Source organism: Enterobacter sp. ENT02 (genome assembly GCF_019219165.1).
Taxonomy (GTDB): Bacteria; Pseudomonadota; Gammaproteobacteria; order Enterobacterales; family Enterobacteriaceae; genus Enterobacter; species Enterobacter mori.
This window is the reverse complement of record NZ_JAHUWD010000002.1, coordinates 447,577-464,497: the sequence shown is the minus strand read 5'-3', so window position 1 is coordinate 464,497 and position 16,921 is coordinate 447,577. Positions and strand designations below refer to the sequence as shown.

Genomic DNA, 16,921 nt, shown 5'->3' with positions numbered 1-16,921 from the left:
TTTCAGACCGCTGAGATTAACCAGCAGTTATGGATCTGACGGTTACGGGCAAAGTCCTGAGACAGCGTTTTCTGGCTGATTTCTTGCGCTTTCAGTCCCAGCGTGGCTAAGCCTTCATGATCCATGCGGAAGCCGCGTTTGTTGTTCGAGAACATAATGGTGCCGCCTTTACGCAGTAGGCGTTTCAGGTCGGTCATCAGGCGCAGGTGATCGCGTTGAACATCAAAGCTATCCTCCATACGCTTGGAGTTAGAGAAGGTCGGCGGATCGATAAAGATCAGATCGAACTGCTCGTCGGTATCACGCAGCCAGCCCAGCACGTCGGCCTGCATCAGGCGATGCTGGCGTCCGGTCAGGCCGTTCAGACGTAGGTTACGCTCCGCCCACTCCAGATAGGTGCGAGACATATCCACCGTGGTGGTGCTGCGCGCCCCGCCCAAACCTGCATGCACGCTCGCGCTACCGGTATAGGAGAACAGGTTGAGGAAGTCTTTACCCTTGCTCATCTGGCCCAGCATGCGGCGCGCGATACGGTGGTCAAGGAACAGGCCGGTATCCAGATAGTCGGTCAGGTTTACCCACAGGCGCGCGTTGTACTCGCCCACTTCGATAAAGTCGCCTTTCTCGCCCATCTTCTGATACTGGTTTTTGCCCTTCTGGCGCTCGCGGGTTTTCAGCACCAGTTTGTTCGGCGTAATGCCGAGCACGGCGATGGTGGCCGCAATCACATCCAGCATGCGCTGACGCGCTTTTTGCGCATCGATGGTTTTCGGTGGCGCATATTCCTGAATCACCACCCAGTCCGCGTAGCGGTCAACCGCCACGTTGTACTCCGGCAGGTCAGCGTCGTACAGGCGGTAGCATTCAATCCCTTCCTGCTTTGCCCATTTCTCATATTTCTTAAGGTTCTTGCGCAGGCGGTTGGCGTAATCTTCCGCCACGCCGGACGGCTTGCTGTCCGCCGCTTTCTCTGCCAGATGGTAGTTTTTCTGCACGCAGTCCAGCGGGCCGTTTTTCGCCTTAAACTGGCGATCGGCACGCAGCTGCAGGCAGCTCAGCAGCTCCGGAGAGGCGCTAAACAGGGAGAGATTCCAGCCACCGAAGTAATCTTTCATATTGCGGCCCAGCAGGCTGTGCAGAGCAATCAGCGCCGGCTCGCTGTCCAGACGCTCGCCGTATGGCGGGTTACTGATTACGGTGCCGTACGGGCCTTTTGGCAGCGGGTTGGTCAGGTTCGCCACGTCTTTCACGTCGAAGGTGACCAGCTCGCCGATACCGGCGCGACGGGCGTTGCTGCGTGCGCGCTCAATGACGCGCGGGTCGCTGTCCGAACCGTAGAAGTGGGAGGTGTACTCCGCCAGGCCTTTACGCGCGCGGGTCTGCGCATCGTCTTTAACCTCTTTCCAGAGTGCTTCATCGTGCTGTGCCCAGCCTTTAAAGCCCCAGTGGCCGCGATGCAGCCCCGGCGCACGGTCAGTTGCCAGCATGGCTGCTTCTATCAGCAACGTACCAGAACCACACATTGGGTCGAGCAGCGGCGTGCCCGGCTGCCAGCCGGAGCGCATTACGATGGCGGCGGCCAGCGTTTCTTTGATCGGCGCCATACCGGTGCGATCGCGGTAGCCGCGCAGGTGCAGACCCGCACCGCTCAGATCGAGAGAGATACTCGCCGTGTCGCCGTTCAGCCAGACGTTAATACGCAGATCCGGATTTTCGCGATCGACGTTTGGACGTTCCTTATTTTTACGCGTGAAGCAGTCCACAATGGCGTCTTTTACGCGCAGGGCACCGTACTGGCTGTTGCGAATCTCGTCGTTCACGCCATTGAAATGCACCGCAAAGGTGGCATTTGGCGTGAAGATCTCTGTCCAGTCGATCATCTGTACGCCGGTATAGAGGTCCAGGTCGCTATAGACCTTGCACTCCTTCATCGGCAGCATGATGCGCGACGCCAGACGGCTCCACATCAGGCTCTGGTAAATAAGCCGCGTGTCGCCCTCAAAATGGACACCACCCTGAACCACCTGGCACTCTTGCGCGCCCAGGCTTTCCAGTTCAGTTTTTAACAGCTCTTCCAGCCCACGGGCCGTACTGGCAAACAGAGAATTCATATCGTCACTTTTACTCTTAGAAAATTGTCGCGCATTATAGCTAATATGGCGTGTATGTCATAAAGTTGAAGGCTTATTTTCATTTGTGGGAGTGTGCAGTGGCGACGTTATCCAGGCTTTTTATTCATCCGGTGAAATCCATGCGCGGCATCGGCGTCTCTCACGCACTGGCCGACATGAGCGGATTCGCCTTTGATCGCATTTTTATGGTCACCGAGCCTGACGGTACGTTCATTACCGCACGCCAGTTCCCGCAGATGGTTCGCTTTACCCCTTCTCCACTTCATGACGGTTTGCACCTGACCGCGCCGGACGGTTCCAGCGTAGTGATTCGCTTTGCTGATTTTGCGCCTGTCGACGCGCCAACGGAAGTGTGGGGCAATCATTTTACCGCGCGCATCGCCCCGGATGAAATTAACCGCTGGCTGAGCGGGTTCTTCTCCCGCGACGTGCAGCTGCGCTGGGTTGGTCCTGAACTGACGCGTCGCGTGAAGCGCCATGACGCCGTTCCCCTCTCCTTCGCCGATGGCTTCCCGTTCCTGCTGACCAACGAAGCCTCGCTGCGTGATTTACAGCGCCGCTGCAAAGCCAGCGTTCAGATGGAACAGTTCCGCCCTAACCTGGTGGTCACAGGTGTCGACGCCTGGGACGAAGATACCTGGAAGGTGATCCGCATCGGCAGCGTGATTTTCGACGTGGTGAAGCCCTGTAGTCGCTGCATTTTCACCACTGTCAGCCCAGAAAAAGGCCAAAAACATCCTTCCGGTGAACCGTTGAAAACGTTGCAGTCATTCCGTACCGCCCAGGACAACGGTGATGTGGATTTCGGTCAGAACCTCATCCCGCGCTCTAGCGGCGTGATCCGCGTCGGTGACGAAGTAGAAATCCTCACCCGTGGTCCCGCCAGGATTTATGGTTCCAGCCAGGAAGAGGAGTTTGTTGATATCGAGTCCGCGCCCTCGTCAGGGGTCGATATTCACTGGCAGGGTAAAGTTATCCGTGGCAACAATCAGCAGGTATTACTTGAGCAACTGGAACAGGCAGGGATCCGCGTACCTTACTCCTGTCGTGCAGGTATTTGCGGATGCTGTCGAATCAAACTGGTCGAGGGTGAAGTCACTGCGCTGAAGAAATCGGCGGTAGGTGATGACGGTACGATTTTATGCTGCAGCTGTGTGCCGAAAACGTCCGTCCAGCTGGAAGCTTAAACGGCCTGTTCAAGGCTGAACGAATCAACGCGCAGCTGTGGCTTCAGCCTGTCATTCATGACTTTAATCGCATCACCTAACTGCATAACTCGCCCGGCAATGGTCACGCCGGGCTGCGCTAACAAACAGAGCGCGGCGTTTTCACCGGGTTCAACGACCAGTAAATTCACCTCTTCTGCGGTATCGCTCAGATTGACGCTTGCCGCATCGCCCGTTGCCGGGGTCCAGCTCATGCCATGTGCAAGAAAATGCCAGCTTTTTGGCATTTGCGGTTTCAGGAAACGGATAGCCACCAGCGCATTCAGGACCAGCTCAGCACGCTGTTCTTTGGAGAGCATCAGGTCGCGGCATTTTTCTTCGAAGGAAAAATAAAGCGCAGCATCGTCCACACAAAAGCCTGACGGCGAGAAAGCATCCGGGGTTAACATTCGACGCGGAAAACGTGAACGAAACAACATGCCATTGGCTAAATCGAGCATCATTCGATCGTGCTCGTCGCAAAAATACCAGCGCCAGTTATCGTCAGGTTTAATTCGCATGTGTCTCTCCCGTCCCCAAACGTCCTGTACTAAAAATGTCCTGTTTGCCGCCTCGTTTATAACACCATTAATAAAAGACTATAATGACTAAATAAGCAACAGTGACGGAATATAAAACAACCAGGGCCGGAAATAAAGCCCTGGTTGTCTGATTAGGAGAAAAGATTAGATATGAGTAACGATTTCTTTAATCAATGGCGGGCCTTTAAAAATAAAGCCGGAATAAATTTGCACCAGTGATGCCCCGGCAGCCATCTTCTCGCGGGCAGCAATAACAGAGTCGATACCGCCCACGCCAATAATGGGCAGACGTCCCTGTAATTCAGCAGAGAGTGCGCGAATAATTTCCGTACTTTTTAATTGTACCGGACGGCCACTTAACCCACCCGCTTCGTCACAGTTTTTCATTCCCTGAACGAGAGAACGATCGAGCGTTGTATTGGTTGCTATCACACCATCAATATTATGACGTACTAAACTGTCGGCAACCTGGATCAATTCTTCAATAGAAAGATCCGGCGCGATCTTAACCGCGACAGGAACATATTTATGGTGGATCGCCTGGAGCTCATTTTGTTTATTTTTAATGGCACTCAGAAGATCGTCCAGCGCATCGCCATATTGTAATGAGCGCAGGCCAGGGGTATTGGGTGACGAAATATTCACCGCAATATAACCGGCATAGGCATAGACTTTTTCCATACAAATCAGATAGTCATCTTTGCCCTGCTCCACCGGCGTGTCTTTATTTTTACCAATATTGATGCCTAATACGCCATCAAAATGGGATTTTTTAACGTTCTCAACCAGATGATCGACACCGAGGTTGTTGAAGCCCATGCGGTTGATCAACCCCTCAGCTTCGACCAGGCGGAACAGACGCGGCTTGTCGTTACCCGGCTGCGGACGCGGCGTAACGGTACCGATTTCGATGGAGCCAAACCCCATCGCGCCCAGGGCATCAATACATTCGCCATTTTTATCCAGACCGGCCGCCAGGCCCAGCGGATTCTTAAAGGTCAGGCCCATGCATTGGACAGGTTTTTCCGGCACATTTTGACGCACCAGCGCAGCCAGAGGCGTGCCTGTAATACGACGTAATTGCTGGAATGTAAATTCATGAGCGCGCTCAGGATCGAGCTGGAAAAGGGCTTTACGAACGAAGGGGTAGTACATGAACTCTCCTGGATTCCCGGTGTGCAAACCGGGAGGGGATTATGTGCGATCCCGCCCGGAAAGGGAATTGACCTGCGGCAAAAAAATCGCGCAAAACGCAAACGTTTACCTGCGCGCCTGTTTCTTATGCACTTTTTCGCATTTAAATTGCAGATAAATCATTTAGTGGAATAACCCGGCGATGTCACACTCCTTAAAATTGTTATGAATGTTAGATAAAAGCAAACAATTAGTTATAAGGAGCAAACATGCGCGTCATCACCCTGGCCGGTAGTCCACGGTTCCCCTCGCGTTCCAGCGCCCTGCTGGAATATGCCCGCGAAAAGCTCACTGCTCTGGATGTGGAAGTGTGCCACTGGAATCTACATAACTTCGAACCTGAAGATTTGCTCTACGCCCGCTTCGACAGCCCCGCGCTGAAAACCCTGATCGAGCAGCTCAAGGGGGCAGATGGCTTAATTGTGGCGACGCCCATTTATAAAGCCTCTTTTTCTGGCGCACTGAAAACCCTGCTTGACCTGCTTCCGGAGCGCGCGCTGGACGGCAAAGTGGTGCTACCGCTGGCTACGGGCGGTACGGTTGCCCATTTACTGGCGGTGGATTACGCCCTGAAACCGGTGCTGAACGCCCTGAAAGCACAGGAAATCCTGCATGGCGTTTTCGCAGATGATTCACAGGTCATCGACTATCAACACAAACCCCACTTTACGCCAAATCTGCAAACCCGCCTTGATGCCGCGCTGGAAACGTTCTGGCATGCGCTGCATCGCCGGGATATCCAGGTTCCCGCTTTTAATCCGTCGCAAGGAGTCGCTCATGTTTAAAACACTGACACGTATCGGGCTGGCAGGGCTGATGGCTCTGTCGTCGCTGGCTCATGCGGCGGAAACCGCGCCGGAAAGCCTGCGCATCGGCTATCAGAAAGGCAGCGTCAGCATGGTGCTGGCGAAAAGCCACCAGCTTCTGGAAAAACGCTTCCCGGACACCAAATTCTCCTGGGTGGAGTTCCCTGCAGGCCCACAGATGCTGGAGGCGTTGAACGTCGGCAGTATCGATTTGGGCAGCACGGGCGATATACCGCCTATCTTTGCTCAGGCTGCCGGAGCCGATCTGGTCTATGTGGGCGTTGAACCCGCTAAACCGAAAGCCGAGGTGATTCTGGTCCCTGAAAATAGCGAGATTAAAAGCGTTGCCGATCTTAAAGGCCATAAAGTGGCTTTCCAGAAAGGTTCCAGCTCACACAACCTGCTGCTGCGCGCCCTGCAAGAGGCCGGGCTTAAGTTCACAGACATTCAGCCCGTTTACCTGACGCCTGCCGACGCGCGCGCCGCATTCCAGCAGAAGAACGTGGATGCCTGGGCCATCTGGGATCCGTACTACTCTGCAGCCTTACTGCAGGGTGGCGTGCGGGTGCTGAAAGATGGCACCACGCTGGAACAAACCGGTTCGTTCTATCTTGCTGCACGTCCTTACGCGGAGAAAAACGGCTCATTCATTCAGGGCGTACTGGATACCTTTACCCAGGCCGATGCCCTGACCCAGAGCCAGCGTCAGGAAAGCATTACCCTGCTGGCAAAAACCATGGGCTTACCTGAACCGGTGATCGCGAGCTATCTCAGCCACCGTCCGCCGACCACCATTGCGCCTGTTAATGCGCAGGTCGCCGCCCTTCAGCAACAAACCGCCGACCTCTTCTATCAAAACCGCCTGGTGCCAAAACAGGTCAATATTCGCGAACGCATCTGGCAGCCCGCAGGCAAAGAAGGAGCTAAATCATGAGTCTGAATCTTTTCTGGTTTTTACCCACCCACGGTGATGGACACTATCTTGGTACAGAAGAGGGTTCACGCCCGGTTGACCATGGCTATCTGCAGCAGATTGCGCAGGCGGCGGACCGAATCGGCTTCACCGGCGTGCTGATCCCGACGGGACGGTCGTGCGAGGATGCTTGGCTGGTCGCCGCGTCGATGATCCCGGTCACCCAGCGTCTGAAGTTCCTGGTCGCGTTACGTCCAAGCGTGGTTTCCCCCACCGTGGCGGCGCGTCAGGCGGCAACGCTGGACAGACTGTCCAACGGCCGCGCCCTGTTTAACCTTGTCACCGGTAGCGATCCGCAGGAGCTGGCGGGCGATGGCGTGTTCCTCGATCACACGGAGCGCTACGAGGCCTCCGCCGAATTCACCCGCGTCTGGCGACGCCTGCTGGAAGGAGAAACCGTCACCTTCGAAGGCAAACATATTCACGTTCGCGACGCGAAACTCTACTTCCCGCCGGTGCAGCAGCCGCGCCCTCCCCTCTATTTTGGCGGATCGTCGGATGTGGCCCAGGATCTGGCCGCCGAGCAGGTCGATCTCTACCTGACCTGGGGCGAACCGCCTGAGCTGGTGAAAGAGAAAATTGCCCAGGTCCGTGCCAAAGCAGCAGCCCACGGTCGCAAGGTGCGTTTCGGTATTCGCCTTCATGTGATTGTGCGCGAAACCAATGAAGAAGCCTGGCAGGCCGCCGACCGGCTGATCTCGCATCTGGACGATGAGACCATCGCGAAGGCGCAGGCCGCGTTTGCTAAAACCGACTCCGTCGGGCAGCACCGGATGGCGTCCCTGCATAACGGCAAGCGCGAGAACCTGGAGATCAGCCCGAACCTGTGGGCGGGTGTCGGTCTGGTACGCGGCGGCGCAGGTACGGCGCTGGTCGGCGATGGTCCAACGGTGGCCGCACGGATTAATGAATACGCAGACCTGGGCATCGACAGCTTTATCCTCTCCGGCTATCCGCATCTGGAAGAGGCCTACAAGGTAGGCGAACTGTTATTCCCGCACCTGGATGTCGCCATCCCGGAAATTCCGCAGCCGCAGCAACTCCAGCTTCAGGGCGAAGCCGTGGCGAACGAATTTATTCCGCGAAAAGCCGCGCAGAGCTAAGGAGTGACCATGTCTGCCACCTCACAAAAATGGCTGCTGCGCGCCGCGCCGTGGTTTTTACCCGTCGGCATTGTGGCCCTCTGGCAGCTCGCGTCGTCCACCGGCTGGCTGTCGAGCCGCATTCTGCCCTCTCCGGAGGGCGTTGTTGAAGCGTTCTGGTCGCTGAGCGTGAGCGGAGAGCTGTGGCAGCATCTGGCGATCAGCTCATGGCGCGCCGTGATTGGGTTTTCCATTGGCGGCAGTATCGGTCTGGTTCTGGGTCTGATCAGCGGCCTTTCACGCTGGGGTGAGCGGCTGCTTGATACGTCTATACAGATGCTGCGCAACGTGCCGCATCTGGCGCTGATCCCACTGGTTATCCTGTGGTTTGGCATTGATGAGAGCGCCAAGATCTTCCTCGTGGCGCTGGGCACGCTGTTCCCGATTTACATCAACACCTGGCACGGCATCCGCAATATCGATCGCGGTCTGGTCGAAATGGCGCGGAGCTATGGTTTGTCCGGTTTTTCTCTCTTTATACACGTGATCCTGCCGGGCGCCCTGCCCTCGATTATGGTTGGGGTGCGTTTTGCGCTCGGCCTGATGTGGCTGACGCTGATTGTGGCGGAAACCATTTCGGCTAACTCCGGCATTGGCTATCTCGCGATGAACGCCCGTGAATTCCTGCAAACCGACGTAGTGGTGGTAGCCATCATTCTTTACGCCCTGCTCGGCAAACTCGCCGACGTCAGCGCCCAGTGGCTGGAGCGCAGCTGGCTGCGCTGGAACCCGGCCTATACCCTTCAGGAGGCAAAAGCATGAATACTGCACGACTGAACCAGGGGACGCCGTTACTGCTTAACGGCGTCACCAAACGCTACGGCGAAAATACTATTCTCAACGGGCTGGATCTGCATATTCCCGCCGGACAATTTGTGGCCGTTGTCGGACGCAGCGGCGGTGGCAAGAGTACGCTACTACGCCTTCTGGCCGGGCTGGAAGCCCCCAACGGCGGTGAAATCCTGGCAGGCTCAACGCCGCTGGCCAATATTCAGGACGATACGCGCATGATGTTTCAGGACGCGCGCCTGCTGCCGTGGAAAACGGTTATCGACAACGTCGGTCTCGGTCTGAAGGGCAACTGGCGGGATAACGCGCGTCAGGCGCTGGCCGCCGTCGGGCTGGAAAACCGCGCAGGCGAGTGGCCTGCTGCGCTGTCAGGGGGGCAGAAACAGCGCGTGGCGCTGGCGCGCGCGTTGATTCACCGTCCCGGCCTGCTGTTGCTTGATGAACCGCTCGGCGCGCTTGATGCGCTGACGCGGATTGAAATGCAGGATTTGATTGAGTCCCTGTGGCAGGAGCATGGCTTTACGGTACTGCTGGTGACGCATGACGTGAGCGAGGCCGTCGCGATGGCGGACCGGGTGCTGCTGATAGAGGACGGGAAGATTGGTCTGGATTTGACGGTGGATATCCCGCGCCCTCGCCGCGTGGGCTCGGCAAAACTGGCGGAGCTGGAGGCGGAAGTGTTAGATCGGGTGATGAAGCGCGGGGTGAATGAGCGCGCGTTGATTAAAGCTAATGCCTGATGCCCTCACCCCGGCCCTCTCCCACAGGGAGAGGGAGGGTTAAGCTTTCTATCAGGCCAGCGCCTTAGCAATCTTCTCGTACAGATCGCCAGACAGGTTCTCCAGCCCTTTCAGTTGCTCAAGCGCGGCGCGCATCTTCGCCTGACGCTTCGCATCGTAGCGTTTCAGGCGGGTCAGCGGCTCAATCAGTCGCGACGCCACCTGCGGGTTACGGCTGTTCAGCTCGGTCAGCATTTCCACCATAAACTGATAGCCGCTGCCGTCTTCCGCGTGGAAGGCAGCCGGGTTGCTGCTGGCAAACGCGCCAATCAGCGAGCGAACGCGGTTCGGGTTGCTCATGGTGAACGAGCGGTGCTTCAGCAGACGACGTACGGTGCTCAGCACATCGGCGGACGGGCTGGTGGACTGCAGAATGAACCATTTGTCCATCACCAGACCATCCTGATGCCATTTGTCATCGTACTCCTGCATTAGCGCATCACGACACGGCAGCTCGGCGGCAACGCTTGCGGCGAGTGCAGCCAGCGCGTCGGTCATGTTATCGGCTTCGTGATACTGCTTGCTGACCAGCGTGTTCGCCAGTTCCACCTCACCAAAGGCCAGATAGCGCAGACAGGTATTGCGCAGGGAACGTTTGCCGATATCGGCATGCTCAACACGATACGCATCCAGCTTGTTGGCGTTGTAAATGGCCAGGAACTCATCCGCCAGTTCGGCAGCCAGCGTGCGGGTTAGCGCTTCACGCACTGCGACAATCGCAATCGGGTCGATAATCTCGAACAGCTCGGCGATTTCAGTCGCGGACGGTAAGGTCAGAATTTCAGCCGCCAGTGCCGGGTCAATGTTCTCGTCCAGCAGGATCGCGCGGAAGGCATCCGCAACATGAACCGGCAGCGTCAGCGGCTGGCCCTGCTGATAGCGGTTCACGTTCAGCTTGATGTAGGTTGCCAGCAGACTCTGCGCTGCATCCCAGCGAGAGAAGTCATTGCGCGCGTGACGCATCAGGAACGTCAACTGCTGATCGCTCCACTTGTACTCCAGTTTTACCGGCGCAGAGAATTCGCACAGCAGCGCAGGTACCGGCTGGAAGTAAACATTATCGAAAATAAACGTCTGCTCCGCCTGAGTGACATTTAGCACGCTGTGTACCGGGTGACCGCCCTTCTTCAGGGGGATCACTTTGCCTTCGTTATCGTACAGCTCAATGCTGAACGGAATGTGCAGCGGCTGTTTCTCCGCCTGCTCGGCCGTTGGCGGCGTGCGCTGGCTGATGGTCAGGGTGTACTGCTCGGTCTCCGGATTGTAGTCGTCTTTAACGGTCACGACAGGTGTACCGGCCTGGCTGTACCAGAGGCGGAAATGGGACAGATCCACGTTGGACGCGTCTTCCATCGCCTGGACGAAGTCGTCGCAGGTGGCGGCGCTGCCGTCGTGACGCTCGAAGTAGAGCTGCATCCCTTTCTGGAAATTCTCTTCGCCCAGCAGGGTGTGGATCATGCGGATGATTTCAGCGCCCTTTTCGTACACCGTCAGGGTGTAGAAGTTGTTCATCTCGATGACTTTATCCGGACGAATCGGGTGCGCCATTGGGCTGGCATCTTCCGCAAACTGCAGGCCGCGCATGGTGCGCACGTTGTTGATGCGGTTCACGGCGCGGGAGCCCAGATCGGAGCTGAACTCCTGGTCGCGGAAGACGGTTAAGCCCTCTTTCAGGCTCAGCTGGAACCAGTCCCGGCAGGTGACGCGGTTACCGGTCCAGTTATGGAAATATTCGTGCCCGATGACGCGTTCGATATCGAGATAGTCTTTATCGGTGGCGGTATCGGTACGCGCCAGCACGTATTTGGAGTTAAAGACGTTAAGACCTTTGTTCTCCATCGCGCCCATGTTGAAGAAGTCGACGGCGACGATCATATAAATGTCGAGATCGTATTCGAGGCCGAAGCGCTCTTCGTCCCACTTCATGGAGTTGATGAGCGAGGTCATCGCCCACGGCGCGCGGTCAAGGTTGCCGCGGTCAACAAACAGTTCCAGCGCAACGTCGCGGCCAGAGCGGGTTTTGTAGGTGTCGCGCAGGACATCGAAATCACCCGCCACCAGCGCAAACAGATAGCAGGGTTTCGGGAACGGATCCTGCCACTGTACCCAGTGACGACCGTTCTCCAGCTCGCCTTCGCCCACGCGGTTGCCGTTCGAGAGCAGGAACGGATAGAGGGTTTTATCGGCAATGATTTTGGTGGTAAAGCGCGCCAGTACATCGGGGCGATCCAGATACCAGGTAATGTGGCGGAAGCCTTCTGCTTCACACTGGGTACACAGCGCCACGCCTGACTGGTAGAGCCCTTCCAGCGCGGTATTCGCGGCCGGGCTGATTTCGTTGACGATGCGCAGCGTAAAGCGTTCCGGCAGGTTGTCGATAACCAGTTGGTTGCCTTCTTCTTTATAATCAGCCCACGCTTCATCATTAATATGCAGGGAAACCAGCGTCAGGTCTTCACCATCAAGACGCAGCGGTACAGCCGTCGCGCTCTGGCGCGTCACCTGGCTCACCGCTGTCACGACGGTTTTAGTGGCATCCAGGTCAAAAGTCAGATCGATATCGCTAATCAGGTAATCCGGCGCACGGTAGTCGTGGCGGTATTTGGCTTGTGGCTGTTGTGTCATAGAAAACCTTATGCATCGTTTGTCGAGTAACGTTTCAATATATTCCTGTTGTCTAAAACGCGCTATGCAGAATGTTCATCTTTTCAGGTACAAACACCTTTTTCGCTACATTTGTATAACACGAGGCACAAAATGCCCTCGACCATAAAGAGCGCTTATGTTGTGATCGGGGTTCAATAAATCACTAAAACAGGTATACTCCGGAGTTGTTTATTGTACTAAACGCTCCCGTGAGAGGATGCTACTGCGCACCTATGACTCAATTCGCTTCTCCTGTTCTGCATACATTGCTGGATACCGACGCGTATAAACTGCATATGCAGCAAGCCGTTTTCCACCATTACCATGACGTTCATGTTGCGGCGGAGTTTCGCTGCCGGGGCGACGACTTGCTGGGTATCTACGCGGATTCCATTCGTGAACAGGTCGATGCCATGCAGCATCTGGCGCTGCAGGACGACGAATATCACTGGCTTTCCGGCCTGCCCTTCTTTAAAGCTGACTACCTTACCTGGCTGCGCGACTTCCGCTACAAGCCAGAGCAGGTCACGGTGACTAACGATAATGGCAAGCTGAATATCCGCCTTGCCGGTCCGTGGCGTGAAGTGATCATGTGGGAAGTGCCGCTTCTGGCGGTGATCAGCGAGTTGGCCCACCGCTACCGTTCGCCGGAAACCGGCGTTGAGCAGGCGGTTGCCTCACTGGAGAATAAGCTGGTTGAATTTTCCCACCTGACCGAAGGGCTGGATATGTCCCGCTTCCGCCTGATGGACTTTGGCACCCGCCGCCGTTTCTCTCGCGAAGTACAGCAGGCTATCGTTAAACGTCTTCAGCAAGAGCCGTGGTTTGTGGGCACCAGCAATTACGACCTTGCACGTCGTCTGGACCTGACGCCAATGGGCACCCAGGCGCACGAGTGGTTCCAGGCGCATCAGCAGATCAGCCCTGACCTGGCCAATAGCCAGCGCGCGGCTCTGGCCGCATGGCTTGATGAGTATCCGAATCAACTGGGGATCGCCCTCACCGACTGCATCACAATGGATGCCTTCCTTCGCGACTTCGGTCCTGAATTTGCTGAGCGTTATCAGGGTTTACGCCATGACTCCGGAGACCCGGTGGAATGGGGTGAAAAGGCCATTGCCCATTACGAGAAGCTGGGCATTGATCCGATGACGAAAGTCCTGGTCTTCTCTGATAACCTTGATTTAGCCAAAGCGGTGGATCTTTACCGCCACTTCTCCTCCAGAGTGAATCTGAGCTTTGGTATTGGCACCCGTTTGACCTGCGATATTCCTCAGGTAAAACCTCTGAACATCGTCATAAAGCTGGTGGAATGTAACGGCAAGCCGGTGGCGAAACTCTCTGATAGTCCGGGTAAAACCATCTGTCATGACAAAGCTTTCGTCCGCGCATTGCGTAAAGCCTTCGATCTGCCGCAGGTTAAAAAAGCCAGTTAACCGCATTCGGGAGCCGTAAAGGCTCCCCACTTCTTATTTATTTCTTATTTCTTCTCTTAAGACTGCGAAATCTGCTTGTCTGATGGCGGATGCCAGGTAACATAGATATCCCCCCATAAGGGCGGACAAGTGTTTATCATTTCCGACAATTAACAGAGAGAATATTATGAGCGTTGTGCCTGTAGCCGACGTACTCCAGGGCCGTGTCGCCGTTGACCAAGAAGTCACCGTGCGCGGATGGGTGCGTACCCGCCGAGATTCTAAAGCTGGCATCTCCTTCCTCGCCGTCTATGACGGTTCCTGCTTTGATCCTGTACAGGCCGTCATTAATAATTCTCTGCCCAATTACAATGATGACGTTCTGCACCTGACCACAGGTTGCTCCGTCATTGTTACCGGCGTGGTTGTCGCATCGCCTGGTCAGGGCCAGAGCTTCGAAATTCAGGCTTCGGCGATTGAAGTTACCGGTTGGGTGGAAGATCCAGATACCTACCCGATGGCGGCAAAACGCCACAGCATTGAGTATCTTCGCGAAGTGGCACACCTGCGTCCACGCACCAACCTGATCGGTGCGGTGGCCCGCGTGCGTCACACGCTGGCGCAGGCGCTGCATCGTTTCTTCGATGAGCAGGGTTACTTCTGGGTATCCACGCCGCTGATCACCGCGTCCGACACTGAAGGTGCGGGTGAGATGTTCCGCGTTTCCACGCTGGATATGGAAAACCTGCCGCGTACGCCGGAAGGTAAAGTGGATTACGACAAAGACTTCTTTGGTAAAGAAGCCTTCCTGACGGTATCCGGCCAGCTCAACGGTGAAACCTATGCCTGTGCGCTGTCTAAGATCTACACGTTTGGCCCAACCTTCCGCGCAGAAAACTCCAACACCAGCCGCCACCTGGCGGAATTCTGGATGCTGGAGCCAGAAGTGGCCTTTGCCGATCTCAATGATGTGGCAGGCCTGGCGGAAGCCATGCTGAAATACGTGTTTAAAGCCGTTCTGGAAGAACGTGCCGACGACATGAAATTCTTCGCTGAGCGCGTGGATAACGACGCGATTGCCCGTCTGGAGCGCTTTGTATCCGCTGACTTCGCGCAGGTGGATTACACCGATGCGGTTGCCATCCTCGAGAAGTGCGGTGAGAAGTTCGAGAACCCGGTTTACTGGGGCGTGGATCTCTCTTCTGAGCACGAACGCTATCTGGCAGAGAAACACTTCAAAGCACCGGTTGTCGTGAAAAACTACCCGAAAGACATTAAGGCCTTCTATATGCGCCTTAACGAAGACGGTAAAACCGTTGCCGCAATGGATGTCCTGGCACCTGGCATCGGTGAAATCATCGGGGGTTCTCAGCGTGAAGAGCGTCTGGACGTCCTGGATGCCCGTATGGAAGAGATGGGTCTCAACCCGGCTGACTACAGCTGGTATCGCGATCTGCGCCGTTACGGTACTGTTCCGCATTCAGGCTTCGGCCTGGGCTTCGAGCGTCTGATTGCCTACGTAACCGGTGTTCAGAACGTCCGTGATGTGATTCCGTTCCCACGTACGCCGCGTAACGCAAGCTTCTAACCCGCCTCAATGATAATGGCCAGCACATGCTGGCCATTATTTTATTCTGCAATGTCAGTTTATGTCAGTGCAAAGTCAGCCTCTTTAAAAGACAACCCCGTCAAAAGCACTAGCTGTTACGTTTTGTTTCCATGAAATATCTGTGAATGAAAAATATCCCGCATTCTTATTGTGCTTATTTAATTCTCAAGCAATAGCATATTTTTTATTCAATTCCACAGCCATCCAGAAGGCCTTTCGCGGTCATAAGAAAAGATGAGCCGTTTAACCGCTGTTTATATGAATTGCCTTTAGCCAAATTAAACATAAGCAATTCATATATATAGGAATGAAACCGCCGCTTAATTAACCAAGTCTCTCTGAAATTTGAGATGGTTCACAAAGTTCCCAAAAATACACATCTAGTTACACATTATTTCTTTTTGTTACCCAATCTTGAGAATTGTAGCACTTTCAGGCTAGCGAAACGGTTCTATGAATGGAAAGATGCCTGTCAGATACATAAAGACACCTAACTCTCATCAATAGTTCCGGAAATATTTATTGACAGAATTTATTGACGGCAGTGGCGAGTGTCATAAAAAAACCAATGAGGGTAATAAATAATGATGAAGCGCAATATCCTGGCAGTGGTTATCCCTGCCCTGCTGGTAGCCGGTGCAGCAAACGCTGCAGAAATCTATAACAAAGACGGCAACAAATTAGATCTTTACGGGAAAGCTGTTGGTCTGCATTACTTCTCTGATAATGACGGCAACGATGGCGACATGACATACGCGCGTCTGGGCTTCAAAGGCGAAACCCAGATCAACGACCAGCTGGCCGGTTACGGTCAGTGGGAATACAACTTCCAGGGTAACAACTCTGAAGGCTCCGATGCACAGACCGGTAACAAAACCCGTCTGGCATTCGCAGGTCTGAAATTCGGTGACGCAGGCTCCTTCGACTACGGTCGTAACTACGGTCTGGTCTATGACGCCATCGGCATCACCGATATGCTGCCAGAATTCGGCGGCGACACCGGCGTGAGCGACAACTTCTTCTCAGGCCGTACCGGTGGCCTGGCGACTTACCGTAACAGCGGCTTCTTCGGCCTGGTTGACGGTCTGAACTTTGGCGTTCAGTACCTGGGCAAAAACGAGCGTACTGATGCAGTACGTTCCAACGGCGACGGCTGGGCAACTTCTGTTAGCTACGATTTCGACGGCTTCGGTGTTGTAGGTGCTTACGGCGCAGCTGACCGTACCAACAACCAGCAGACTCTGCAGTGGGGTAAAGGCGATAAAGCTGAGCAGTGGGCAACCGGTCTGAAATACGATGCGAACAACATCTACCTGGCAGCGCTGTACGGTGAAATGCGTAACGCGGCTCGTCTGGGCAGCAACGGCTTCGCTAACAAAACTCAGGACTTCTCTGTTGTTGCACAGTACCAGTTCGATTTCGGTCTGCGTCCATCCATCGCTTACTACAAATCTAAAGCGAAAGACGTAGAAGGCGTGGGTGATGAAGATTACATCAACTACATCGACATCGGTGCGACTTACTACTTCAACAAAAACATGTCCACCTATGTTGACTACCAGATCAACCAGCTGAAAGACGACAACAAACTGGGCATCAATAACGATGATACCGTTGCTGTAGGTCTGGTTTACCAGTTCTAATCAGTACACCACGTTGTTATATGCTTAATGAACAGGGCTTCGGCCC

Annotated in this window: 13 protein-coding genes; 9 read left to right on the top strand and 4 right to left on the bottom strand. The window is 55.0% G+C overall.

The features are described from left to right. Positions 1 to 2 precede the first annotated feature (2 nt). Positions 3 to 2,111: a bifunctional 23S rRNA (guanine(2069)-N(7))-methyltransferase RlmK/23S rRNA (guanine(2445)-N(2))-methyltransferase RlmL gene (gene rlmKL / locus KW829_RS08080; RefSeq protein ID WP_010429329.1), complete on the bottom strand. Its 2,109-nt coding sequence runs from the start codon at positions 2,109 to 2,111 to the stop codon at positions 3 to 5. A gap of 98 nt (positions 2,112 to 2,209) precedes the next feature. Here rlmKL and KW829_RS08075 point away from each other — a divergent pair, with 98 nt between their 5' ends. After that, the gene (locus KW829_RS08075; RefSeq protein ID WP_218307983.1) at positions 2,210 to 3,319 is read left to right on the top strand and encodes a YcbX family protein; all 1,110 of its coding nucleotides are present in this window, start codon (positions 2,210 to 2,212) and stop codon (positions 3,317 to 3,319) included. Here KW829_RS08075 and zapC read toward each other — a convergent pair. Together zapC and pyrD are read right to left on the bottom strand one after the other, a co-directional pair. After that, on the bottom strand, positions 3,316 to 3,858 hold the full coding sequence (zapC, locus tag KW829_RS08070; protein WP_042716264.1) for a cell division protein ZapC: 543 nt from the start codon (positions 3,856 to 3,858) through the stop codon (positions 3,316 to 3,318). The genes KW829_RS08075 and zapC overlap by 4 nt on opposite strands. Before the next feature lie 165 nt (positions 3,859 to 4,023). Beyond that, entirely contained in the window at positions 4,024 to 5,034 is a 1,011-nt protein-coding gene (pyrD, locus tag KW829_RS08065) for a quinone-dependent dihydroorotate dehydrogenase (protein WP_010429325.1), read from the bottom strand. Between the two features lie 248 nt (positions 5,035 to 5,282). Here pyrD and ssuE point away from each other — a divergent pair, with 248 nt between their 5' ends. From ssuE to ssuB, 5 genes are read left to right on the top strand one after another with little or no spacing between them, the layout of a single operon-like run. Further along, positions 5,283 to 5,858, top strand: coding sequence for an NADPH-dependent FMN reductase (gene ssuE, locus KW829_RS08060; RefSeq protein ID WP_010429323.1), 576 nt, complete (start codon positions 5,283 to 5,285; stop codon positions 5,856 to 5,858). Continuing rightward, positions 5,851 to 6,813: a sulfonate ABC transporter substrate-binding protein gene (locus KW829_RS08055; RefSeq protein ID WP_218307982.1), complete on the top strand. Its 963-nt coding sequence runs from the start codon at positions 5,851 to 5,853 to the stop codon at positions 6,811 to 6,813. The genes ssuE and KW829_RS08055 overlap by 8 nt, the downstream gene beginning before the upstream one ends. Next, positions 6,810 to 7,955 carry an FMNH2-dependent alkanesulfonate monooxygenase gene (gene ssuD / locus KW829_RS08050; protein ID WP_010429320.1) on the top strand — a complete coding sequence of 382 codons (1,146 nt, stop codon included), beginning with the start codon at positions 6,810 to 6,812 and terminating at the stop codon, positions 7,953 to 7,955. Before KW829_RS08055 ends, ssuD begins: the two co-directional genes overlap by 4 nt. A gap of 9 nt (positions 7,956 to 7,964) precedes the next feature. Further along, a complete protein-coding gene (gene ssuC, locus KW829_RS08045) occupies positions 7,965 to 8,756 on the top strand; it encodes an aliphatic sulfonate ABC transporter permease SsuC (protein ID WP_023311016.1) in 792 nt (263 codons plus the stop codon). Then, complete coding sequence (gene ssuB, locus KW829_RS08040; RefSeq protein ID WP_042716755.1) at positions 8,753 to 9,523, top strand: aliphatic sulfonates ABC transporter ATP-binding protein; 771 nt, start codon at positions 8,753 to 8,755, stop codon at positions 9,521 to 9,523. The genes ssuC and ssuB overlap by 4 nt, the downstream gene beginning before the upstream one ends. A 51-nt stretch (positions 9,524 to 9,574) precedes the next feature. Here the strand turns inward: ssuB and pepN are convergent, their stop codons facing one another. Further along, entirely contained in the window at positions 9,575 to 12,187 is a 2,613-nt protein-coding gene (gene pepN / locus KW829_RS08035; protein ID WP_218307981.1) for an aminopeptidase N, read from the bottom strand. A gap of 254 nt (positions 12,188 to 12,441) precedes the next feature. On the opposite strand from pepN, the gene pncB reads away from it, so the two are divergent. From pncB to ompF, 3 genes are all read left to right on the top strand, one after another. After that, positions 12,442 to 13,644: a nicotinate phosphoribosyltransferase gene (gene pncB / locus KW829_RS08030; protein ID WP_010429311.1), complete on the top strand. Its 1,203-nt coding sequence runs from the start codon at positions 12,442 to 12,444 to the stop codon at positions 13,642 to 13,644. A 166-nt stretch (positions 13,645 to 13,810) separates the two neighbouring features. Next, entirely contained in the window at positions 13,811 to 15,211 is a 1,401-nt protein-coding gene (asnS, locus tag KW829_RS08025) for an asparagine--tRNA ligase (protein WP_218307980.1), read from the top strand. Between the two features lie 605 nt (positions 15,212 to 15,816). Next, a complete protein-coding gene (ompF, locus tag KW829_RS08020; RefSeq protein ID WP_305729964.1) occupies positions 15,817 to 16,875 on the top strand; it encodes a porin OmpF in 1,059 nt (352 codons plus the stop codon). Positions 16,876 to 16,921 lie beyond the last annotated feature (46 nt).